Annotated in this window: 22 protein-coding genes; 5 read left to right on the top strand and 17 right to left on the bottom strand. The window is 64.6% G+C overall.

Translation table 11 applies throughout. The features are described 5' to 3' along the window. Nucleotides 1–54: 54 nt before the first annotated feature. The 4 genes from Q3Y64_RS08830 to Q3Y64_RS08815 all read right to left on the bottom strand — a co-directional run bounded on the left by Q3Y64_RS08830 (nucleotide 55) and on the right by Q3Y64_RS08815 (nucleotide 3,542). Complete coding sequence (locus tag Q3Y64_RS08830; protein ID WP_101942251.1) at nucleotides 55–1,554, bottom strand: AMP nucleosidase; 1,500 nt, start codon at nucleotides 1,552–1,554, stop codon at nucleotides 55–57. Nucleotides 1,555–1,615: 61 nt separating this feature from the next. Then, entirely contained in the window at nucleotides 1,616–1,975 is a 360-nt protein-coding gene (locus tag Q3Y64_RS08825) for a YbaN family protein (RefSeq protein WP_303561068.1), read from the bottom strand. Nucleotides 1,976–1,983: 8 nt separating this feature from the next. Further along, entirely contained in the window at nucleotides 1,984–3,330 is a 1,347-nt protein-coding gene (gene chrA / locus Q3Y64_RS08820) for a chromate efflux transporter (RefSeq protein WP_303561066.1), read from the bottom strand. Further along, a complete protein-coding gene (locus Q3Y64_RS08815) occupies nucleotides 3,327–3,542 on the bottom strand; it encodes a VF530 family DNA-binding protein (protein ID WP_101942203.1) in 216 nt (71 codons plus the stop codon). Before Q3Y64_RS08815 ends, chrA begins: the two co-directional genes overlap by 4 nt. 87 nt (nucleotides 3,543–3,629) lie before the next feature. On the opposite strand from Q3Y64_RS08815, the gene Q3Y64_RS08810 reads away from it, so the two are divergent. Next, nucleotides 3,630–4,490, top strand: a complete 861-nt coding sequence (locus Q3Y64_RS08810; protein WP_303561062.1) for a M48 family metallopeptidase — start codon at nucleotides 3,630–3,632, stop codon at nucleotides 4,488–4,490. Between the two features lie 10 nt (nucleotides 4,491–4,500). Here the strand turns inward: Q3Y64_RS08810 and Q3Y64_RS08805 are convergent, their stop codons facing one another. The 3 genes from Q3Y64_RS08805 to Q3Y64_RS08795 all read right to left on the bottom strand — a co-directional run bounded on the left by Q3Y64_RS08805 (nucleotide 4,501) and on the right by Q3Y64_RS08795 (nucleotide 6,554). Continuing rightward, nucleotides 4,501–5,547 (bottom strand): YbjQ family protein, encoded by a 1,047-nt coding sequence (locus Q3Y64_RS08805; RefSeq protein ID WP_101942201.1) that lies wholly within the window; start codon nucleotides 5,545–5,547, stop codon nucleotides 4,501–4,503. 9 nt (nucleotides 5,548–5,556) lie between these two features. Continuing rightward, nucleotides 5,557–5,871, bottom strand: a complete 315-nt coding sequence (locus Q3Y64_RS08800; RefSeq protein ID WP_101942200.1) for a YbjQ family protein — start codon at nucleotides 5,869–5,871, stop codon at nucleotides 5,557–5,559. A 65-nt stretch (nucleotides 5,872–5,936) separates the two neighbouring features. Next, a complete protein-coding gene (locus tag Q3Y64_RS08795) occupies nucleotides 5,937–6,554 on the bottom strand; it encodes a cation transporter (protein WP_303561058.1) in 618 nt (205 codons plus the stop codon). A gap of 100 nt (nucleotides 6,555–6,654) precedes the next feature. Between Q3Y64_RS08795 and cadR the strand changes: the two genes are divergently transcribed. Further along, the gene (cadR, locus tag Q3Y64_RS08790; protein ID WP_303561055.1) at nucleotides 6,655–7,125 is read left to right on the top strand and encodes a Cd(II)/Pb(II)-responsive transcriptional regulator; all 471 of its coding nucleotides are present in this window, start codon (nucleotides 6,655–6,657) and stop codon (nucleotides 7,123–7,125) included. On the opposite strand, the gene Q3Y64_RS08785 is transcribed toward cadR, so the two are convergent. Then, a complete protein-coding gene (locus Q3Y64_RS08785; protein ID WP_101942197.1) occupies nucleotides 7,110–7,613 on the bottom strand; it encodes a DUF1993 family protein in 504 nt (167 codons plus the stop codon). The genes cadR and Q3Y64_RS08785 overlap by 16 nt on opposite strands. A gap of 141 nt (nucleotides 7,614–7,754) precedes the next feature. Between Q3Y64_RS08785 and Q3Y64_RS08780 the strand changes: the two genes are divergently transcribed. Beyond that, nucleotides 7,755–9,341: a YdiU family protein gene (locus Q3Y64_RS08780; RefSeq protein WP_303561052.1), complete on the top strand. Its 1,587-nt coding sequence runs from the start codon at nucleotides 7,755–7,757 to the stop codon at nucleotides 9,339–9,341. A gap of 5 nt (nucleotides 9,342–9,346) precedes the next feature. Here the strand turns inward: Q3Y64_RS08780 and Q3Y64_RS08775 are convergent, their stop codons facing one another. Continuing rightward, nucleotides 9,347–10,951 (bottom strand): methyl-accepting chemotaxis protein, encoded by a 1,605-nt coding sequence (locus Q3Y64_RS08775; RefSeq protein ID WP_303561050.1) that lies wholly within the window; start codon nucleotides 10,949–10,951, stop codon nucleotides 9,347–9,349. Nucleotides 10,952–11,151: 200 nt separating this feature from the next. Here Q3Y64_RS08775 and Q3Y64_RS08770 point away from each other — a divergent pair, with 200 nt between their 5' ends. Continuing rightward, nucleotides 11,152–12,630, top strand: coding sequence for a diguanylate cyclase (locus Q3Y64_RS08770; RefSeq protein ID WP_303561049.1), 1,479 nt, complete (start codon nucleotides 11,152–11,154; stop codon nucleotides 12,628–12,630). A gap of 266 nt (nucleotides 12,631–12,896) precedes the next feature. Here the strand turns inward: Q3Y64_RS08770 and Q3Y64_RS08765 are convergent, their stop codons facing one another. Together Q3Y64_RS08765 and yciA are read right to left on the bottom strand one after the other, a co-directional pair. Continuing rightward, nucleotides 12,897–13,811 (bottom strand): diguanylate cyclase, encoded by a 915-nt coding sequence (locus tag Q3Y64_RS08765; RefSeq protein WP_303561047.1) that lies wholly within the window; start codon nucleotides 13,809–13,811, stop codon nucleotides 12,897–12,899. Between the two features lie 106 nt (nucleotides 13,812–13,917). Continuing rightward, nucleotides 13,918–14,361: an acyl-CoA thioester hydrolase YciA gene (gene yciA, locus Q3Y64_RS08760; RefSeq protein ID WP_101942191.1), complete on the bottom strand. Its 444-nt coding sequence runs from the start codon at nucleotides 14,359–14,361 to the stop codon at nucleotides 13,918–13,920. 139 nt (nucleotides 14,362–14,500) lie between these two features. Between yciA and Q3Y64_RS08755 the strand changes: the two genes are divergently transcribed. Continuing rightward, a complete protein-coding gene (locus tag Q3Y64_RS08755) occupies nucleotides 14,501–15,490 on the top strand; it encodes a succinylglutamate desuccinylase/aspartoacylase family protein (RefSeq protein WP_303561045.1) in 990 nt (329 codons plus the stop codon). A gap of 67 nt (nucleotides 15,491–15,557) precedes the next feature. On the opposite strand, the gene Q3Y64_RS08750 is transcribed toward Q3Y64_RS08755, so the two are convergent. The 6 genes from Q3Y64_RS08750 to Q3Y64_RS08725 all read right to left on the bottom strand — a co-directional run bounded on the left by Q3Y64_RS08750 (nucleotide 15,558) and on the right by Q3Y64_RS08725 (nucleotide 21,483). Further along, nucleotides 15,558–16,235 (bottom strand): NapC/NirT family cytochrome c, encoded by a 678-nt coding sequence (locus tag Q3Y64_RS08750; protein WP_303561042.1) that lies wholly within the window; start codon nucleotides 16,233–16,235, stop codon nucleotides 15,558–15,560. 150 nt (nucleotides 16,236–16,385) lie between these two features. Then, nucleotides 16,386–16,847 (bottom strand): nitrate reductase cytochrome c-type subunit, encoded by a 462-nt coding sequence (locus tag Q3Y64_RS08745; RefSeq protein WP_101942188.1) that lies wholly within the window; start codon nucleotides 16,845–16,847, stop codon nucleotides 16,386–16,388. Next, nucleotides 16,844–17,704: a quinol dehydrogenase ferredoxin subunit NapH gene (gene napH / locus Q3Y64_RS08740; RefSeq protein WP_303561038.1), complete on the bottom strand. Its 861-nt coding sequence runs from the start codon at nucleotides 17,702–17,704 to the stop codon at nucleotides 16,844–16,846. Before napH ends, Q3Y64_RS08745 begins: the two co-directional genes overlap by 4 nt. Continuing rightward, nucleotides 17,701–18,498, bottom strand: coding sequence for a ferredoxin-type protein NapG (gene napG, locus Q3Y64_RS08735; protein ID WP_303561035.1), 798 nt, complete (start codon nucleotides 18,496–18,498; stop codon nucleotides 17,701–17,703). Before napG ends, napH begins: the two co-directional genes overlap by 4 nt. A gap of 55 nt (nucleotides 18,499–18,553) precedes the next feature. Beyond that, nucleotides 18,554–21,181 (bottom strand): nitrate reductase catalytic subunit NapA, encoded by a 2,628-nt coding sequence (gene napA / locus Q3Y64_RS08730; protein ID WP_101942185.1) that lies wholly within the window; start codon nucleotides 21,179–21,181, stop codon nucleotides 18,554–18,556. Continuing rightward, entirely contained in the window at nucleotides 21,178–21,483 is a 306-nt protein-coding gene (locus Q3Y64_RS08725; RefSeq protein ID WP_170019451.1) for a chaperone NapD, read from the bottom strand. Before Q3Y64_RS08725 ends, napA begins: the two co-directional genes overlap by 4 nt. Nucleotides 21,484–21,665: the final 182 nt, after the last annotated feature.

Here is a 21,665-nt window from a genome sequence, read left to right as displayed (position 1 = left end):
GAGCGGGTATTTGCGGCTGGTCTCAGATCAAGTCCAGCCGCCAGGCATGCAGCCTTACTGAAAGGCGACTTCGGCGAAGCTCCGCAGCTTGCGGCTGTGCAGCGCATCCGGCCCGCGCTCGCGCAGGATCTCCAGCGCCCGGATGCCGATGCGCAGATGCTGGTCGACGCGCTCGCGGTAGAAATTGTTGGCCATTCCGGGCAGCTTGATCTCGCCATGCAGGGGCTTGTCGCTCACGCAAAGCAGGGTGCCGTAGGGCACGCGGAAGCGGAAGCCGTTGGCGGCAATCGTGGCGCTCTCCATGTCCAGCGCCACCGCACGGCTCTGCGAGAAGCGGCGCTGCGGGGTGTTGTCCGGCAGCAGCTCCCAGTTGCGGTTGTCGGTGGTGGCCACCGTGCCGGTGCGCAGGATGCTCTTCAGCGCCGGGCCCTGCAGGCCGGTGACGTCGGCCACGGCGGATTCGAGGGCGAGCTGGATTTCGGCCAGCGCGGGGATCGGCACCCAGATCGGCAGGTCTTCGTCGAGCACATGGTCCTCACGCACATAGGCATGAGCCAGCACATAGTCGCCCAGCGCCTGGGTGGTGCGCAGGCCGGCGCAGTGGCCGAGCATGAGCCAGGCGTGCGGGCGCAGCACGGCGACGTGGTCGGTGATGGTCTTGGCATTAGCCGGGCCAACGCCGATGTTGACCATGGTGATGCCGCTGCCATCGGCACGCACCAGGTGGTAGGCCGGCATCTGCGGCAGGCGCGGCGGCTGTTTGCCGAGCGCATCCAGCTCGCCCGCCGGCTCGCCGACGCGGCGCGTGATGACGTTGCCGGGCTGGACGAAAGCGAGGTAGGGGCTGGCCGGGTCATTCATCGCCTCCAGCCCCATGCGCACGAATTCGTCGATGTAGAACTGGTAGTTGGTGAACAGCACGAAGTTCTGGAAATGCTCCGGCGAGGTGCCGGTGTAATGGCGCAGGCGCTGCAAGGAGTAATCCACGCGCGGGGCGGTGAACAGGGCGAGCGGATGGGCTTCACCGGGCGCGGTGGCATGGGTGCCGTTGGCAATGCCGTCGTCCATCACCGAGAGATCCGGCAGATCGAAGAGATCGCGCATCAGCATGCGCCGTTCGGCACTCATGCTGCCTTCGATGTGGTCATAGTCTCCGAAGGAGAAATGCACCGGGATGGGTTGCGAGCTGATGCCTACTTCCAGCTCCACATCGTGGTTCTGCAGTAGCAAACGGAATTGGTCGAGGAAATAGCCGGCGAAGAGGTCCGGTCGGGTCAGGGTGGTTTCGTAGTGGCCGGGGCCGGCGACGAATCCGTATGACAGACGCTTGTCAGCGGTACGCGCCTTGGCAACGGTACTGGTGTGGATACGCACGAAGGGATAGCAGGCGCGGGCGCGTTCCTCTTCGGCTTCCGGCACGGTGCCGGCTACGTATTGCTGGAGGGCTTCGCGCAGGTGGTTGATGCTGGCGTTGTAGATCAGCTGAACCTGGGCCAGCGCGGCATCGGCATCGGTGAAGCGCAGCGGGGCAATGAAGGGCGGGCGATGGGGCATGGTGTTTTTCTCCGTGATATTCCAGTCTGGATCAAGCATACCGCATGCCGGTAGATCGTTTTCAGCGCTCCGGCCGCCGCCACAGCCAGATGGCCACCGTCAGCATCACTAGTGCCACGCCGAGGGTGATCAGGCGCGGGGCGCCGGAGAAATACATCAGCCCGGCGCTGGCCGTCATCATGATCGAGGCGGCCCATTTTGCGCGGCGAGACATGGCACCGTGTTCACGCCAGGCGCGGATGCTGGCGCCCCAGCGCGGGTGATTCAGCAGCCAGGCTTCGAGCGCCGGCCAGCCGTGCCCGGCAGCCCAGGCCGCCAGCAGCAGGAAGGGCACGGTGGGCAGGCCCGGCACGAAGATGCCGATGAAGCCCAGCAGCAGCGCGCTACCCGCCAGCAGGCGCCACAGGATCAGAGCCAGCATCCGGCGCATCAGAGGAGGCCTTTCACGAGCAGGCCGGCCAGGGCGCAAAGACCGATCACGCCCATGACATTCGCCTTGTAACGCAGCAAGGCCACTGCAGCCGCCAGCGCAATCAATGCAGCTGGCCACTCGAAGCCCACACCAAAGCCCTGCGGCCACAGCACGTGGTACGCGAAGAACAGCGCCAGATTCACGATGACCCCCACCACGGCCGCTGTGATCGCAGTGAGCGGAGCGGTGAAGTGAAGAGCATCGCGGGTCGATTCCACCAGCGGAGCGCCGGCGAAGATGAACAGGAAGGACGGCAGGAAGGTGAACCAGGTGGCCAGACAGGCGCCGGCCAGCGCCGTGAACACGATGGCTGGGCCGGACAGGAAGGCACCTGAGGCCATCTGCGTGCCCTCGTTCCAGCCGCCGACGAAGCCGACGAAGGCCACCACCATGATCAGCGGACCCGGTGTGGTCTCGCCGAGCGCCAGCCCGTCGATCATCTGGCTGGGGCTGAGCCAGCCGTAGTGCAGCACCGCGCCCTGATACACATAGGGCAGCACCGCGTAGGCACCGCCGAAAGTCAGCAGCGCCGCCTTGGTGAAGAACCAGCCGGTCTGGCTGAAGAAGTGCGTCCAGCCAGCGAAAGTCACCAGCAAGCCCATCGGTAGCAGCCACAGCACGGCGCCCAGGCCGCAGATCAGGATCAGGCGGGGCCACCGGAAACGCGCATGCTCCGGTGTGGGCGTGTCATCGTCGATCAAGGCTGGGCCGTAAGATTTTGCCGCGCCAGCATGACCGCCACCGGTGCTGAAAGCTGCGGGCTGCAGGCGCCCGCCAAGCCAGCCCAGCGCTGCCGCGCCCACCACGATGGCCGGGAAGGGGACATGCACTACAAATATCGCGATGAAAGCCAGCGCCGCAATGCCCCACAGCCAGCGGTTGTGCAGGGTGCGCCCGCCGATACGCCAGGCCGCCTGCAGCACGATGGCGCACACCGCTGGCTTGATGCCGTAGAACAAGCCCGCCATCAGCGGCTGCTGGCCGTAAGCCATGTAAAGCCATGACAACAGAATCAGGATCAGCAGCGATGGCAACACGAACAGCGCCCCTGCCGCGATGCCACCCCAGCTGCGGTGCATCAGCCAGCCCAGATAGGTGGCGAGCTGCTGGGCTTCCGGCCCCGGCAGCAGCATGCAGTAATTGAGCGCATGCAGGAAACGCTTCTCCGAAATCCAGCGTCGCTTTTCCACCAGTTCGCTGTGCATGATCGCAATCTGCCCGGCCGGCCCGCCGAAGCTGATGAAACCCAGCTTGAGCCAGAAGCGCAGGGCGGTGAAGAAAGGGATGCTGGCGGGCAGATTCAAGCGAAAGTATCCAGATACAGGTTTTCGACCTGAGTGCGGGCCCAGGGGGTCTGGCGCAGGAATTTCAGGCTGGACTTGATGCTTGGATCGAGAATGAAGCAGCGCACTTCGATGCGCCGGCCGAGTTCTTCCCAACCGTAGTGCTCGACCAGGCGAGTCAGGATGAATTCGAGCGTGAGGCCGTGGAGAGGATTCTTGGGCTGCGGATGCATGAGGAGGGGACGGAGCGCTGGAGCCGGCAGCGGAATGCTCCGGCGTTCCGCGCTAGTATGCCAGCACCCTGTTTCGCTAGGACCACCATGCGCTATCGCAATGCCGCTACCCGCCGACCCGATCCTCAAGATGCCGCCCGTGGTGAGCACGGTGAGCTGCTGCGCCTGCTCCTGAGCGTGAGTCTGATCCTCGTGGCCTGTCTCTTCGCGGCAGATCGGCTGGCCGTGTGGCTGGCGCCGCACTTACCCTTTGCGGCCGAAGTGCAGCTCGCCGAGAGCCTCAAACTGGATCGCCTGGCGCCCACTCTGGGCGGCGGCGCCCCGGGGCCACAGGATGCGGCGATCCAGCAAGCCCTGCAGCAACATGCCGGGCGGATAACAGCCAGCCTGCAGCTGCCGTCCCAGATGCCGATCCAGCTGCATTACGTGGCGGGGGATACGGTGAATGCTTTTGCTACCCTGGGCGGACATGTGTTCGTGTTTCGCGGCCTGCTCGAAAAGCTGCGCTACGAGGAGGAACTCGATGCCGTGCTGGCTCACGAAATCGGCCATGTGGCGAATCGTCACATGGTGCGCCAACTCAGTCGCGGGGTGATGACGGCCAGCGTACTGGGCCTGATCGGCGTGCGCAGCCCGGCGCTCAATCAGTGGCTGATCGGCGATGTGCAGCAGTTGCAGATGCTGGCCTATAGCCGTGAGGCTGAGCGCGAGGCGGATGCCACGGCGCAGCTCGCCAGCCAGCGCTTGCACGGTGGCAATCAGGGCCTCGTGAAGCTCTTCGAAACCTTTACGGCCCTTCAGGCTGAGCGCGGCGTGCGCGCACCGGCTTGGCTGCAGAGCCACCCGCTGCCGGCCGAGCGGGCGGAGCATGCGCGCGCCGCTGGGCAGGATGCGGCACGGCTCACGCCGCTGAGCGGAGCACTGGCCTTGGGGCGAGCCGAACCGTGAGCTTGTTTTTTCAGTGCTGTGCCGAGTACCAGGCCTCGTACTGCGGCCCGAGCGGTCGCAGGTCGTACTGCAGCACGCCCAGTGCGCCGCGCAGCACGGTGAGGTGTACCGGGCTGCCTTCAGGCTGGGCCGCCCAGTAATCGGCGTAGTCGTAGAAGTAAAGCTCCGGCAGGTCTGCTGTCACCGGCTGCAGCAGGCCTTCGCTGGCGACCTTGTACGCTACCTGCTGCGGGCCGTGGCTGAGCAGGCTGTTGAGGCGCAGCACGCCGAAATAGAGCGTGGCCTGCAGGGCGGGAATCGTCAGCAGGGATAGCACGATGGCACTGGACCACGGTGTCTTCGCGCGGCGGGCCCACAGCAGCAGGGCGAGGCCAACAATGCAGGCCAGCATGAAGAACAGCGCCGTCGGCGCACCATGGGCATAGCGCCACTGATGCGTGAAGCGTGCGTCGCCGATGAGTTCGACAAAGGCATAGATCACCGCTGCTACCAGCGCGAGCAGCCAGGCACGCGTGAAGCGGTGTTTGAACAGGCTGAAGTTCTCCGGCGACGCCAGCGCCGGTCCTGTCCGATAGTGGGCGCGGCTCTCGGCGACCGAGCCTGTCGCGAGGACGAAGGCGGTGCCGACCGCCAGCACTTCCACCTGGGTGGCTTCGCCACCCCGGCTGTTGGAGATGCGGCTGGTGGTGATACGCACGTTGAATACGTGCTTAGCCCCGCGCGCCTTGGCCGCCTGCTTCAGACGGACCATGGCCTGGCGACGACCGCGTTCCAGCAGCTGTTCGTAGGCGCGGTAGTTGCCGCCGACGATCTTGCGCAGGCCGGCCACGAAGAAGCGGAAATAGTCCGACGCGATCACTGCACTGCCGGTGACCAGCAGCGGATCGAGCACTTGGGCGGAGGGCGGCGGATAGCGCGTGGCGAAGACCAGCACATCGGCCACCGCGTCTTCCTCGGCGGCGAGGCTGCGCAGATGGGCGCGCTCGTTGCGGCGGCCGCGCCAGTAGCCGATGGTCACCAGCACGAGGAAAACCCCGAGCTTGATCAGCAGTTCCATGACGTGGGCTTACTCGAGGATGACGGCGGTGCCGTAGGCGAGGATCTCGGCGGCGCCGGTGGTCACGGAGGTTGTGGTGTAGCGGATGTTGAGCACCGCGTTGGCGCCCATCTCCTCGGCCTGCGCCACCATGCGGTCAGTGGCCTGCTGGCGCGCCTCGACCAGCAGGTCGGTATAGGCCTTGAGTTCGCCGCCAACGATGTTCTTGAGCCCGGCCATGATGTCGCGCCCGGCATGTTTGCTGCGCACCGTGCTGCCTTCGACGATGCCCAAGTGTTCCTTGATGCGCCGGCCCGGCACGATTTCCAGATTGCTCAACAGCATGTCAGCTCCTGCATTCAGATGTGGGGCGCACCTTGCAGGAACATGCCGGGCGGGTCAAGTCGGGATCAGGCGCTGGCCAGTTCCTGACGTGCCTGGCGTAGTACCGAGAACCCACCGGACAGCGCCAGCCCGGCCATCACCAGGGCCACGGCCAGATCCGGCCAGGCACTGCCGGTGCCGAACACGCCGGCCGCAGCGAGCATCACGGCGAGGTTGCCGATGGCATCGTTGCGGCTGCACAGCCACACCGAACGCATGTTGGCATCCCCTTCGCGAAAGGCGTAGAGCAGCAGGGCCACGCCGGCGTTAGCGGCCAGCGCGATGAGGCCGATCATGCCCATGGTCAGTGGTTCTGGCGGAATGCCCTGCCAGGCGGACCAGCCCGCGCGGAGCAGCACGAAGACGCCGAAGGCCGCCATTGTCGCGCCCTTGAGCCAGGCTGCGCGGGCGCGCCAGACGAGGCCCAGTGACAGCACCGCCAGCGACAGTGCGTAGTTCGCCGCATCACCCGCGAAGTCGACCGCATCGGCCCACAGGGACACCGAGCCGGAGCTCAGACCGCCAATGATCTCGACGCCGAACATCAGCGCATTCACCCACAGCGCGATCCACAGCGCACGGCGAAAGCGCGGGCTCGGGGCGGTGCTGGTGGAGCAACTGGTTTCACAGGAACAGCAGGCCATGAGGATTTCCTTGCAGGGAGGTTGAGGAATGACTGGATTCAACACCCTGTAGTCACTTCAGGGTCAAGCCTTTAGTATCACCGCCTGCAAGGAGCGAAACATGAACACCATCTGGCGCATCGGCGAGCTGGCCCGGGCCACCGGGATCGAGGTCGAAACCATCCGTTACTACGAGAAAACCGGCCTGCTGCCGCCCCCGGCGCGCCAGGCCAATGGCTACCGGGCTTACGCGGTTGCGCATCTGGAGCAGCTGGCCTTCATCCGCCATTGCCGTGCGCTGGATATGAGCCTCGCGGATATCCGCCGCCTGCTCGATTTCCTGGAGCGGCCACAGGCCGATTGCGACGATATCAACCTGCTGGTTGACGCGCAGTTGTTGCGGGTGCGCGCCCGCCTGGCCAGCATGCAGGCGCTGGAGCGGCAATTGATTGAGTTGCGCGGGCGCTGCGCCCAGCCGCATCAGGTGGCAGACTGCGGCATCCTGCACGAGCTGGTGGCCGCCGCGCATGGCGAGGCCTGTGCCTGCCATGCGCCCGGCACGGAGCCGCCGGTGGCTCAGGCGCCGAGGTAGTCGCGCTTGCCGATCTCCACGCCGTTGTGGCGCAGGATGTTGTAGGCCGTGGTGACGTGGAAGTAGAAGTTCGGCAGGGCATAGCCGATCAGATAGTCCAGACCCTTGAACTGCAGCTCGCGCGGGCCGGCCTTCACGGTGATGTCACGCGTCTCCGAGCCATCGATCTGCGCAGCCGGGATGGTTTCGATGAAGGCAATGGTCTTGGCGATGCGCGCGTGCAGTTCAGCAAGCGTCTGCTCGTTGTCCGCGTAGCTCGGCACTTCGACGCCGGCCAGGCGGGCAACCGTGCCCTTGGCGAAGTCACAGGCGATCTGCACCTGGCGCGTGAAGGCGAACATGTCCGGGAACAGGCGACTGGCCAGCAGCACGGCCGGATCGATCTTCTTGGCTTCGGCATGGGCTGCGGCCTTGGCGAGGATGGCGTCGAGCGCCTTCAATTGGGCAATCAGGCGCGGGCTGCTGGCGACGTACATCGAAATGCTCATGGTTTTCTCTTTTGAAGTTCCCGGAGGGCGGACCTGAAGCTTAGCGCATCGCCAACAGGCTTCCGACCTTACTCCGGACGTGGCTGAAATCTTGCTCCAAAACCGTAGACTGAAGACTGAGCCTTTCACCGCACGCTTCCCATGCCCTTGCCCGCCGATCTCGCCGCCCTGCGCTTCGACCCCCGTTTCCTGCGCGCCCTGCCGGCCGATCCGCTGGATCTGCCACAGCCGCGCACGGTCCAGGGCGCGGTGTATTCCTTCTGTGCGCCAAGCCCGGTGGCCGCCCCGCGTCTCCTGCACTGGTCGGCCGATTGCGCGGCCCTGCTCGGGCTCGGTGCGCTGCCCGTCGATGCGCAGGCTGCGGCGGAAGTCTTCGTCGGCAATCGCCTGCTCCCCGGCAGCCAGCCTTACGCCACCTGCTACGGTGGCCACCAGTTCGGCAACTGGGCCGGCCAGCTCGGTGATGGCCGTGCCACCCTGCTCGGCACGGTGATCGGTGCAGACGGGCTGCGCCTCGAAGTGCAGCTGAAAGGGGCGGGGCTGACGCCTTACTCGCGCCATGCCGATGGCCGGGCGGTGTTGCGCTCCTCGATCCGCGAATATCTGTGCAGCGAGGCCATGCACCATCTGGGCGTGCCGACCACCCGCGCGCTGTGCCTGGTTGGCACGGGAGAGGCGGTAGTGCGCGACATGTTCTACGACGGCCGGGCACGCGAGGAGCCCGGCGCTATCGTGACCCGGGTGGCGGAGAGTTTCCTGCGCTTCGGCCACTATCAGCTGCCAGCTGCGCGCGAAGACCTCGGCCTGCTGCGCCAACTGGTCGACTACACGATCACGACCCACTTTCCGCAGCTTGGAAGCCCCTCGCAGGAGGTCTATCTGGCCTGGTTCCGGGAGGTCTGCGAGCGCACCGCGCTGCTGATGGCGCACTGGCTACGGGTGGGCTTCGTGCACGGCGTGATGAACACCGACAACCTCTCGGTGCTGGGCCTCACCATCGATTACGGCCCGTATGGCTGGCTGGACGCCTTCGAGCCCGGCTTCACGCCCAATACCACCGATCGTGGCGGGCGTTATGCGTATGCCGAGCAAGCCCGCGTGGCCGGCTGGAATCTCTCCTGCCTGGCCAATGCACTGCTGCCGCTGGTGGGCGATATTGGCGCGCTGGAGCGTTGCCTCGATGCCTATGGCGAGGCCTTCGAGCGCCACTATCTGGCGATGCTGCGCGACAAGCTGGGTCTGCCGCAGGACGGGCCGGCGCAGCCGGACTTCGAACTGGTCAGCGCGCTGTTTGCCTGCTTCGCGACAGTCGATACAGACATGACAATCTTCTACCGCGCGCTGGCCCGCATTCATGTGGAGACGGAACGCGAAGCCGCGCTGCAGATTCTGGCTCCGGCTTTCTATGCTGAGCCGTCCACCCAGGCGCGCGAAGCCTTCGCAAACTGGCTTGGCGCCTGGCAGGCGCGGATTGCGCTTACGCCGGAGCCGGCTGCCGCGCGGGTGGCACGCATGAACTCCGCCAACCCCTGGCTGATCCCGCGCAACTGGCTGGCCCAGAACGCCATCAAGGCTGCCGAAGCAGGTGACCTGAGCGTGCTGGAGCGGCTCATGACGGCGATCCGCCAGCCCTGCACGGAGCAGCCCGAATTTGCCGATCTGGCCGGCCGCCGGCCGGACTGGGCACGTAACGAGCCCGGCTGCTCGGCCTTGTCCTGCAGTTCCTAGTCGGTTCAGAGCTTGTAAGCGGACACCACGCCCTGCATTTCCTGCGCGAACTGGTCCAGCTCATTAGCCAGGGAGGCGCTGCTGCGTGCTGCGGCGCTGCTCTCTTCAGCCATCTGGGCGATCTTTTCGACATGCACGGCGATGCTGTTGCTCGCTGTGCTCTGTTCGCGGATCGCGCTGGAGATTTCTTCCACCATGCTCTGCGAGTTGTGGCTGCCTTCGCTGATGCGGTGAATGGCCTGACTGGCAATGCCGGCGCGCTCCACACCCGCTTCGACCATGCTGACAGCCTCTTCCATGCTGGTGGCAGCCTCTTGGGAGAGGTTGCGGATGGCGCTCACCATGTTGCTGATCTCGGTGGTTGAGCTGGCGGTGCGTTCGGCGAGCTTGCGCACTTCGTCGGCCACCACCGCGAAACCACGGCCCTGTTCGCCGGCACGGGCAGCTTCGATGGCGGCGTTCAGCGCCAGCAGATTGGTCTGGTCGGCCACTTCCTTGATCACCGAGACGATCGAGGAGATCTGGTCACCATGTGCTTCGAGCTCGCGGATACGCGAGGACACATGACTCACCGAACGCGAGATGGCGTTGATGTCGCTGACGGTTTCGTCGATCACGCGGATGCCGTCGTGGGCCAGTTTGCCGGATTCCTGGGCCAGATCACGTGCTTCGGTGGAGCGGTCGCTCACATGGTTGATGCTGACCGTCATCTCCTCGATGCCGACGGCCATGCCGGAGGCTGAGTCGCTCTGCAGGGCTGCGGCGTGCGCTACTTGCCCGGCGGTGTCGCTCATCTGGCTGGAGGAAGTGCTGATTTTGTCGGCATGACCGGCAATCGAAGAAAAGCTGGCATTGAGCTTGGTGAGCAGGCGATTGAGTGCATTCGACACGGTGGCGATCTCGTCCTGCCCATTCACCTGAGCGCGTACCGAAAGATCCAGATCCCCTTCAATTTTCTGCATCGCCTGCTGGATGTCGTCGAGCGAGCGCTTGATGCTGCGAATCACCGAGAAGCTCAGGCCGCCAATTACGGCCAGGGCGAGGAGGATGATGGCCAGGGAGATCAGCATGTCGCGCCGGGCATCTGCTTCAGCGGTTTTGGCCTCCCGGCTGGCCGAGTCGATGTTGAACTCGATGTGTTCATCGAGCAGCTTCGAGAACTGGGCGCGCTTGGCGCCCATTGGCCCGGACATCTCGGGTGCGCTGCCGCTGGCGCGGGCTTTGGTGATGAATTCGGCAAGTAGTCCCAGATATTCCTTGACCAGTCCGCTGGTCACCCGGAAGCGTTCCTTGCCTTCGGTGGTCTGGATCAGCGCTGCGTAGCCGGCCATGTCCTGCTTCACCCGCTCGGCTCGTTTTTCCATGTCTTGCTCGATCTGCGCCTTGACGGCGGGATCCGTGCTGAGCGTGTGGCGGAACAGGCCGATGGCGATCTGCTGCTGCTCCGAGCGTACGTTGTGAAGCAAGTTCAGGCCCGGAATGGCGCGGTTGTTGATGTCTTCGAGCGTTGCGGAGCCTTCCCGGGCGGCGTACAGACCGGCTGCGCCCACCAGGATCAGGGCAGTGGCTGCGCATAGGGCCAGGATGATCAGCTTGCGGGCGATGGACATGATTTCTCTCTGTGGGGGCGTTGGGGGGCGCTCATTCAATGCTGTACGGCATCCGGCGGAGGCTTCTTGAACGGACGTTTGCCGCGATGGCCCGGCTCACGGCCCGGCGCCGCAGGAAAACCCGCACAGGTGGGCACGCAAGATTTGCGTTGGCGTGACGTTAAGCGTGGGATAGCGCCGTGTACGGCATTCAGGTTCTCATGCCTCACTCTGTCCAGATCCATCATTCCGCCCCCTCCATCCTGCGTCGCGGGCTATGGCTGTCGATGTTCGCCCTGTTGGCCGTGATGTGGGGCCTGGTGCTGGTGTTTTCGGGGATGTATCGCGATCGCCTGTTGGCGTCTTCGACGCGGGAGCTGGAGCAGCTCAACAGCGTGGTGACCCAGCACACTCTGGCTTTGTTGAAGAGTGTTGAAACCGATCTGCGGGTTGTGGATCTCTGGCTGCAGGCCCATACGGGTGCCGATCCGCTGACAGACCCGACTTTCCTTGCGCTGCTTGCGGAGCTGCGGCGCCTCTCCGGCGATCTGATCGATCTGCGTCTGCTTAGCAGCGATGGCACGGTGCATCCTGGGGCTGAGGTCGCAGGAAGCGCGCTGGTGAATGTCAGCGACCGTGATTACTTCAAGGCCCAGCTGGGGCATGGCGAGCGCCGCCTGTACATCGGCAGCCCGGTGGTGAGGCGCACGACGGGGACATGGGGCATCCCGATTTCCTGGCGCCTCGAAAACGAGCGTGCCGGGCTGAAGATGGTGGTTGCTGTGGTCGAGCTTGACCGGCTGATCAAACCGCATGAGCAATGGCGCCTCAAGGAATGGGGCGGCCTGCTGCTGGTGCGTGCGGATGGTCGTCTGCTGTCGCGCGCACCAATGGATCCGGCCATGCTTGGCAAGGATGTCAGCGGCTCGCCGAACTTTCCGCGTTTTCATACGGCGGAGCGGGGGCATTTCGAGTCCGATGGCCGCTTCAGCGATGGCGTGCGGCGCATCGTCAGCTTCGAGCACTTGCCGGACAAGTCGCTGTTTGTCGTGGCAACCCGTGGCTTCGATGAAGCGCTCGAGCCCTATTTCGCCACCCGCCGCCTGGTGTTTACGGTGGCCGGCGTCCTGAGCGTGCTGGCGCTGGCTTTTGCCGGATTCATGCACCGCATCCAGCGCTCTCTTTTCAAGGCCCAGCACCATATCCAGCGTCTGGCGATGGAGGATGAACTGACCGGGGTGATGAACCGGCGCGCCTTCTTCCTGCAGGCAGGACGGGAGTTTGCGCGGGTAAGCCGGGCAAAGGGCCGGCTCAGCCTGCTGATGATGGATATCGACCATTTCAAGCAGATCAACGATCGGCATGGTCATGCGGTGGGTGATGAGGTGCTGGCAGCGCTGCCAGCACTGTGGGCGCAGGCCCTGCGGCGTGGCGATCTGCTCGGTCGCCTCGGGGGTGAAGAGTTTGGTGTGCTGCTGCCGGATACCGGGCCGGAGGGGGCGGCCGAGATCGCCGAACGCCTGCGTGCCCTGAGCGCACGCTCGCGGCCGTCCAGCCGGGTGGCCGCTCTGGAGGTGACGATCAGCATTGGCGTGGCCAGCAGCACGCCCGCCGATGCCGACTGGCAGGCCATCCTGGCGCGTGCCGATGCGGCGCTCTACCGGGCCAAGGCGACAGGTCGCAACCGGGTCGAAGTGTGATTCAAGCCTGCTGAGTTTGGGGAAGCGCAGGTTTTCGTGCCCGCACCTATCGTTGCATGATGACCACCGCGTGTTTCCGGAGCTGGTGGAACGTATCGACCCGGCCAGGCCGCAGTCGTCTCCTGTTTGCAGAAAAATCCGAAAAGCAGTCTGTTAACGGTGCTCAGCGCGGCATTGGTTGTCTGACCATTTAGCCTTGGAAACGCACAAGAGGCTGCGTGTGCCACGCAAGAGGCTGCGCAACCGGCACGTGCGAGCTGACTGAATCAGGACAGGCCCTTGAGCAGCGCGCTGAGCAGGTCCGGCTCGGTCTGGGCCCATACCACGCGATTCTGGCCGCGCCGGCGAGCCCGGTAGAGGGCGACTTCGGCTGCCTCGAGGAGCATGGCTTCGCTGATGTGGCGTAGCCCTGGCGTCCCATCGGCCACACCGATGCTGACGCTAAGTAAATATTGCGGGCCGGCGGCAATGTGCAGGTCCTCAATTTCGGCGCGCATGGCCTCAGCGATCCGGCGCGCCTCGGTGCCGGGCGTGTCGCCCAGCAGCACGACAAACTCGTCGCCGCCGTAGCGTGCTGCCAGATCGGTGGGCCGGCGGGCGTGTTCGCGCAGGAGGGTGGCAATGGCGATCAAACATTCATCGCCGATGCGTGTGCCGTGAAGTTCGTTGATCGTGCGCAGGTGATCGGTGTTCAGCATGAGCAGGCTCAAGGGCTGTTTCTGGCGTCGGGCGCGGCCCAGCTCAGCGCTGAGGCTGAGGGCGAACAGCTGACGCGTGGCCAGGCCGGTGAGCGCGTCGTGCTGCAATTGCGGGCTGTGGAGAACGCCCAGCACAACTTGCCCTGCGTACTCGATGCGCCAGGCCTTGAGGTGGTAGTAGTCGTGCGCTTCCGGGCCCTTGCTGAAGTAATCCTGGCTGAAGCCTTCGCCCCCTTCTTCCGCCAGCCGACGTAAACCTTCAGCGGTAGCACCGGCGCTGCGGTCACCGCCGCCGGCCGCCGCATTCAGCAGCGTGAGGTAGTTCTGCCCCGGCCAGGGTTGGTCCGGTGCGCTGCTGACGCGTGGGCTGAGATTCCAGGCCGGATTGGCGAAAAGGATCTCGCCGCGTGCGTCAAGGAGCAGCGCCGGGGCTTCCAGGGACTCCAGAAACAGGCGAAACAGCTGTGGATCAAGCGGAAGCATGGCGGGCTCGCGGAAGGCTGCACATGCTCTGCTATAGCAGTCGCCCCCGACCGCCTCAAGGCGGACGGCCCGGAGGTTCGCGCATCTGGCGGGTGGGCGGCCGACCTCAGGCGGCGGCTATGGCCGCGATGGCCGCTTCCAGCTCCGGGTTGTGTTCGCGCGGGATCACACGTGGGCGCTTGTCGGCGCCGATCGCGACGTAGCTGAAGGTGGCTTCGGTGACGCAGAAGCGCTCGCCGATCTGTTCGCCGGTCACTTTCTTGACCCATACCTCCACTTTCACCTTCAGCGAGGTACGGCCGACGTGCGCACATTCGCCATACACGCAGACCACATCGCCCACTGCGACCGGGCGGTGGAAGCTCATCGCATCGACGGCCACCGTGACGATCCGGCCGCGTGACAGCTCCTTGGCCAGGATGGCGCCACCCAAGTCCATCTGTGACATGAGCCAGCCGCCGAAGATGTCGCCGCTAGGGTTGGTGTCGGCCGGCATGGCCAGGGTGCGCAGTTGCAGGCTGCCGCGCGGGGTACGGGTCAGGTCGTTCATGGAAAGTGTTCCTGTGTGGGGGGCAGGGGCATTATGCCGCGAGCCCGATCTGGCCGGGGTGATGATGCTGATAGCCCGCTGCACATGGCTTCCTGCGACAATACGTGCCCGCTGAATCGATCTTCATCCGGAGTTCCCCATGAGTCACCCCGTCCACACCCAGCCTTCCACCACCGCCTTGCGCGTGCATAGCTTTGCCGGCCTTGAACCAGGCCCGAAGCTGCTGGTGCTGGGCGCCGTGCATGGCAACGAGGTGTGCGGCTCGCGTGCCATCGAGCGCCTGATTGCCGAGTTCGATTCCGGTGCGATGAGCCTCAAGTGCGGCACCCTGACATTCGTGCCGATCACCAATCCGCTGGCCTACCACCTCAAGCAGCGCATGGGCGACCGCAATCTCAACCGCAACCTGCGCCCCACCGCCGAGCCGGTCGACTTCGAGGATCACATCGCCAATGCGCTGTGCCCCCTGCTCGAGGCGCATGACGCGCTGCTCGATCTGCATTCCTTCCACACCGGCGGTGAGCCTTTTGCGATGCTTGGCCCGCAGGACAATTCCGGCTCCCTGGAGCCATTCAGCCATGCTGCGCAGGAGCAGGCGCTGGCCGTGCGCCTGGGCGTGCGCCGCATCGTCGAAGGCTGGCTGGACACTTATGCGCGTGGCGTGGCCCGCCGTCTCGCCTACCCGGACGCCAGCCTGCGCGCGCAGATGCTCAGCACGGATCCGAGCTATGGCGTGGGCACCACCGAATACATGCGCTCCAAGGCGGGCTACGCGATCACGCTGGAATGCGGTCAGCATGAAGATCCGGCGGCACCGGAAGTGGCCTATAAGGCGATCCGCAATACGCTGGCCTTGCTGGGGCTGATCGACGCGCCCGTTCCGGCGCCGCACCCGGCGCCGGAACTGCTGCGTCTGGTGGATGTGATCGACCGCATGCACCCGGACGACCGTTTCGTGAAGGAATGGAAGAGCTTCGACCCGGTCGAGGCGAGCGAGGTGATCGGCATCCGCCACGATGGCACGGAGGTACGTGCGCAGGGCACCGGCTTCATCGTCTTTCCGAACCCGAAGTCCCTGCCCGGCAACGAGTGGTTCTACTTTGCCCTGCCGAGCGATCGGCCGCTCTGAATCCTGCGCAGGCTTTCATGCACAAGGCCCCGTAAACCGGGGCCTTGTGCTTTCTGGCGGGGCGGTTTCAGTTCGCCGGAGAAGCGGCCGCCTCAGGTTTGGGCGCGACAGACGGGTGCATCACTTCCGGCGGCACGGCATCACGCTCGGCGCCGATGTGCTGTTCGATCGGCGGCAGGTTGTGGGCAATGCCCTTGTGGCAGTCGATGCAGGTCATGCCGTCGGCAAAACCCTTCTGGTGCATGGCCGCGCCGCGGCGGTTCTGCTCGGCGTAGTCCATCGAATCGTAGTTGTGGCAGTTGCGGCACTCCTGTGAGTTGTTGGCCTTCATGCGCCGCCATTCGTTCTGCGCCAGGCGCAGGCGTTCGGCCTGGAACTTCTCGGGGGTGCTGATGCTGCCGGTGAGTTTGCCCCACACTTCTTTCGAAGCCTGGATCTTGCGGATCACCTTGGGCACCCACTCCTTGGGCACATGGCAGTCCGGACAGGTGGCGCGTACGCCGGTGCGGTTGGAGTGGTGGATGGTGTTGCGGTATTCCTGATAGACGTTTTCCTGCATCTCGTGGCATCCGATGCAGAACTGTTCGCGGTTGGTCAGCTCCATCGCAGTGTTGAAGCCGCCCCAGAAGATGATGCCGGCGGCGAAGGCCACGGTGAGCCCGCCGAGGCCGATGAACCATTTTTTCTTGAGCAGGGCGCACAGCTTCGCTTTGATCCCGTTGCAGGTGGTGTTTTCGCTTGTCATGTTTTTGTCCTGTGAAGATCGAGTTCTGGGACTAAGCGGAGGAGCCGCCATAGCGAGCGCGTCAAGGTCGTGAAGAGAGGCGAAGTCGTACGAGTGGTACGGCGAGCATCGGAGTCACGAGATTGGCGTGCGTAGTCGGCGGATACCCGCTTAGCGCATGCCGGCCGCCGGCTGGAACTTGTTCGCCACCAGCGGCTTGGCATCGGTCTGCGGTACATGGCACTGGGTGCAGAAGTAGCGGCGCGGGGAGATGTTGGAGAGTTCGGTGCCTTCGCGGGTCTTGAAGTGAGTCACGCTGACCTTGGTGGCGCCGGTGTCCTTGGTACGGTTCCAGGCGTGACAATCCATGCACTTGTTGAAGTTCTTGGTGATGTTGTAGCCCTTCACGGTGTGCGGGATCAGCGGCGGCTGTTGCACGAAATCCCGCGGCAGTGGCGGCTGGTCGCGCTCGTTGCGGAAGTTGTCCGACGCGGCTTCCGGGCCGTCGATCGGTACGCCGCGCATGCCGAAAGCCTTCACGCCGGCAAGCGGATCAGGCACGGGTTCGGCTTTCTGGGCGTAGGCCGGGGCCAGCATCAGGCAGGCGGTGAGGATCAGTATCAGTTTTTTCATTTTTTGCTCCTGTTGAATCGGCTGCCGAATCGGAAGACCTCTTGACTGCATACGTCGATACAGCGACCGCAGTTCGTGCAGTCACCATCCAGAATCAGGGGGCTGGCGGCCGCATCGCGTGGCTTGAGGGCCGGCCGGATCACCTGGGGTTCAGGGCATACGGCGAAGCAGTCCATGCAGTCGTTGCAGGCGCTGCGGCCATGAGCGGAAACGCGGAGCAGGGCTGTCTTGCCGATCAGGCCGTAGAGGGCGCCCATCGGACAGACATGGCCACACCAGCCGCGTCCGGCCAGCAGCAGGTCGTAGAGAAACACGCCGGCCACGAAGACCCAGGCGGCACCGAAGCCGAAGATCAGGCCGCGCTGCAGCATCGATACAGGATTCACCCATTCCCACACCAGCGAGCCGGTCAGCGCGGCCGCCAGCAGCACAAAGCCGAGCAGCCACAGGCGGGTGGCGTCGTGCGGCGTGCGCCCGCCTTTGAGGCCCAGGCGGCGGCGCAGCCAGCCGGCGCTATCCGTCACCACATTCATCGGGCAGACCCAGGAGCAGAACACCCGGCCGCCCACCAACAGGTAGAAACCGAGCACGATGGCCACGCCGATGAGCGCACTCATCTCAGGCCAGTGGCGGGTGGCCAGCATCTGCAGGAACAGGAAAGGATCGGTCAGCGGCAGCACATCCAGGGTCAGGCTGGAGGCGAGGTTGCCCTTCACGAGCCATCCGCCGAACCACGGTCCGGCGAGGAAGGCGGCGAGGATCAGCAACTGCGACGCGCGGCGCAGCAGCAGCCATTTGTGGGCGGCGAACCAGCCCTTGTCGGCGATGGCTTCGAGGCCGGGGCGCTGCGCGCTCATGGCTGGCCTCCCGGCGCCGATTGCGCGTCGAGGCCGCGTACGGGCAGCTTCAGCTGCTCGCTGATCAGTGAGCCACCGGCCTTGTCCTTCTCTTCCCAGCCACGCCGGTAATGCTCGGCAGCCTTGCCTTGAGCCAGGCGGGCGGGCAGCACCTTGATGGCGGCTTCAGGAAGGATGCAGCTCTTCTCGCACTTGCCGCAGCCGGTGCAGGCGTCGGCATGCACGGTGGGTATCAGCATGGCGTGGCGGGTGGCGGCCGGGCCTTCGCGCTCTTCACGCGGGTTGCGCCGCATCTCCAGGGTGATCGCCTTGTCGATGACCGGGCAGACGCGGTAGCACACGTCGCAGCGCAGGCCGAGGAAGTTGAGGCAGTTCTCCTGGTCGATCAGCACCGCAATGCCCATCTCGGCCTCGCGGATGTCGCTGAGCGCGTGATCGAGCGCGCCGCTGGGGCAGGCCTTCACGCAAGGGATGTCCTCGCACATCTCGCAGGGGATGTCGCGAGCCGTGAAATAGGGCGTGCCACTGACTACGCCATCACCGGGCGTGGCGAGCTTGAGCGTGTCGTAAGGACAATCGCGCACGCACAGGCCGCAGCGGATGCAGGCGCCCAGAAAATCGTTTTCAGCCAGCGCTCCGGGCGGGCGGATGGCTTGCGCGGGCCGCGCTCCCGCCTGTTTCGAATAGAGCGTGACGCCCATGGCGAGCAGGCAGGCGCCCCCGGCCGCACCGGCCATTTCCTTGAGGAAACGGCGGCGCGGGCTGGCGTTGGCTGGCTTGGTGGGCTCGCTCATGAGGGGCGGAGTCAAGGTTCAGGCGTGATCCCGGACCCGGCCGGGATCAGCGCATTCAGGCGCGGGTCACTTTCACCGCGCACTTCTTGAAGTCCGTCTCTTTCGAGATCGGGCAGGTGGCATCCAGCGTGAGCTTGTTCACCAGCCGGCCTTCATCGAAGAAGGGGATGAAGATCAGGCCCACCGGCGGCTTGTTGCGACCGTGCGTTTCGATGCGCGCGGTGATTTCGCCGCGCCGCGAGGCGACCTTGACCAGCATGCCGCGCTGCAGCTTGCGCTTCGTTGCGTCGTCCGGGTGCATGAAGATCACCGCTTCCGGCACCGCCTTGTGCAGCTCGGGCACCCGGCGCGTCATCGAGCCGGTGTGCCAGTGCTCCAGCACGCGGCCGGTGCATAGCCACAGGTCGAAATCCTTGTCCGGCATTTCCGGTGGATTCACATAGGGCAGCGCGAAGATGACGGCCTTGCCATCCTTGTGGCCGTAGAACTTCACACCTTCGCCCTTCTTCACATAGGGATCGAAGCCTTCGCGGAAGCGCCACAGGGTTTCCTTGCCATCCACCACCGGCCAGCGTAGGCCACGCGCCTTGTGATACATGTCGAAATCGGCGAGATCATGACCATGGCCGCGGCCGAACTTCGCGTACTCCTCGAACAGGCCTTTCTGCAGATAGAAGCCGAAGATTTTCGACTCGTCGTTCATGTAGCCGGTAATGGCGTGGGCATTCACCTTCTCGACTTCGCTGAGCGGGAATTTGTTGACCACCTTGTTGGCGTAAAGCACGTCATACAGGGTCTTGCCCTTCAGTTCCGGCTTCTTGGCGATCAGCTCGGCCGGCCACACTTCCTCGACCTTGAAGCGCTTGGAGAACTCGATGTACTGCCACAGATCCGAGCGCGCGTCGCCCGGCGCCTTGACCTGCTGGCGCCAGAACTGGGTGCGCCGCTCGGCGTTGCCGAACGCACCTTCCTTCTCGGTCCACATCGCGCTGGGCAGAATCAGGTCGGCGGCCAGTGCGGACACCGTGGGATATACATCCGAGACCACCACGAAGGCGGCCGGATTGCGCCAGCCCGGGTAGACCTCGCCATTGATGTTCGGCCCGGCCTGCATGTTGTTGGTGGTGCTGGTCCAGTAGCACTTGACCTTGCCATCCTTCAGGGCGCGGCTCTGGGCCACGGCGTGCAGGCCGACCTTGTCGGAAATGGTGCCGTCGGGCAGCTGCCAGATCTCTTCGGCGTGCTTGCGGTGCTCGGGGTTGGTGACGACCATGTCCGCCGGCAGGCGGTGGGCAAAGGTGCCGACTTCGCGTGCGGTGCCACAGGCGCTGGGTTGGCCGGTGAGCGAGAAGGGGCTGTTACCGGGCTCGCTGATCTTGCCCACCAGCAGGTGGACGTTGTAGATCATGTTGTTCACCCAGGTGCCGCGGGTGTGCTGGTTGAAACCCATGGTCCAGAAGGAGATCACCTTCTTTTTCGGGTCGGCATACAGCTCGGCCATTTTCTGCAGCTTGGCGGCCGGCACGCCGGAGAGTTTGCTGACCTTCTCCACTGTGTATTCGGAGACGAACTTGGCGAACTCTTCGAAGCTGATCGCTTCGGCTTTGCCCACGTCGCCCTTGGGTTTGCCGTCTGCCCCCGGGTAGCCGTTGTTGGTGGCGTTCTTTTCCAGATCGTGGCCGGGGCGCAGGCCGAAACCGATGTCGGTCTCGCCTTTCTTGAAGTTCACATGCTTCTTCACGAAATCCAGATTCACCTTCTTGTTCTGGATGATGTAGTTGCAGATGTAGTTCAGGATCGCCAGATCGGTGTTGGGCACGAAGACCATGCCGTTGTCGGCCAGGTCGAAGGAGCGATGCTCAAAGGTGGATAGCACGTGCACCTGGCATTGATCGTGGGATAGCCGGCGATCCGTGATGCGGCTCCACAGGATCGGGTGCATCTCGGCCATGTTGGAGCCCCACAGCACGAAGGCATCGGTCTGCTCGATATCGTCGTAGCAGCCCATTGGCTCATCAATGCCGAAGGTGCGCATGAAGCCGGTGACGGCGCTGGCCATACAGTGGCGCGCATTCGGGTCCAGGTTGTTGGTGCGAAAACCGGCCTTGTAGAGCTTGCTGGCGGCATAGCCTTCCCAGATCGTCCATTGGCCTGAGCCGAACATGGCGATGGAATTCGGGCCGCTTTCCTTGATCGCAGCCTTCCATTTCTCGGCCATGATGTCGAAAGCCTTGTCCCAGCTGATCGGCGCGAATTCGCCGTCCTTGGCGTACTGGCCGTTCTTCATGCGCAGCAGCGGCTGGGTCAGGCGATCGGCGCCGTACATGATCTTGGACAGGAAGTAGCCCTTGATGCAGTTGAGCCCCCGGTTGACCGGCGCGTCCGGGTCGCCCTGGGTCGCTACGATCTTGCCGTTCTGCACGCCCACCAGCACCGAGCAGCCGGTACCGCAGAAGCGGCAGGCGGCCTTGTCCCAGCGCACTTCGCTGGGGGTGGCTGCGGCCGTGGCGGCATGCACCAGCGGGCTGCCCACGGCGGTTGCGGTGGCAGCGGCCAGCGCCTGGGTCTTGATGAAATCGCGACGACTGAGCGTTGCACCGCCCCCGACCCGGCTAGCCGCCGGGTCACCCCCCGCGGGGGTCAAGTCAATCTTGGACCGGTCCTGCGATTGTCTTGTGGTCATGCCTGCATCTCCTGTACGTGTCTTTTCTTGGAACTGGCCATGGCTGCTGCCAGTTCGTCTGGGGTGACTTCTTCGTCGGTGTATTCGTAGGCCAGCGTGGTGCCCAGCACGCCGCTGGCGACGGACACGGCGAGAATCGAATCGGTGACGGCATAGCCTTCGCCGTCTTCCAGCATTACCACCAGGCGGCCCCCATCCGGTGTCGTGCCGTGCAGGCTTACGCCGGCAATGCCGACGAGGCGGGCGGCGACTTCGGCGGCCTGTTCCGGCCTGACCCTGACCAGCAGACTTACGATCTTCATGTGGTTCTCCAATCCCGGTGGGCTATCAAAGCAGTCTGGTAAAAATGCACTGCTGTGGTGCGTCATTTCGCCCAAAAGGGAAATGCCCCGCACTGGTGCCATCAGGGTGATTGGAGTCGTTTCGCCGGGGCGGCCTCCTTGATTCGTGTCAAGAATGGCCAGAGCCCTTGCTCTGCAAGACT

It is taken from the genome of Uliginosibacterium sp. 31-12 (assembly GCF_030548425.1).
In the GTDB taxonomy this organism is placed as follows: Bacteria; Pseudomonadota; Gammaproteobacteria; order Burkholderiales; family Rhodocyclaceae; genus Uliginosibacterium; species Uliginosibacterium aquaticum.
The sequence above is the reverse complement of the archived record's forward strand: the minus strand, read 5'-3'. Positions and strand labels throughout refer to the sequence as shown.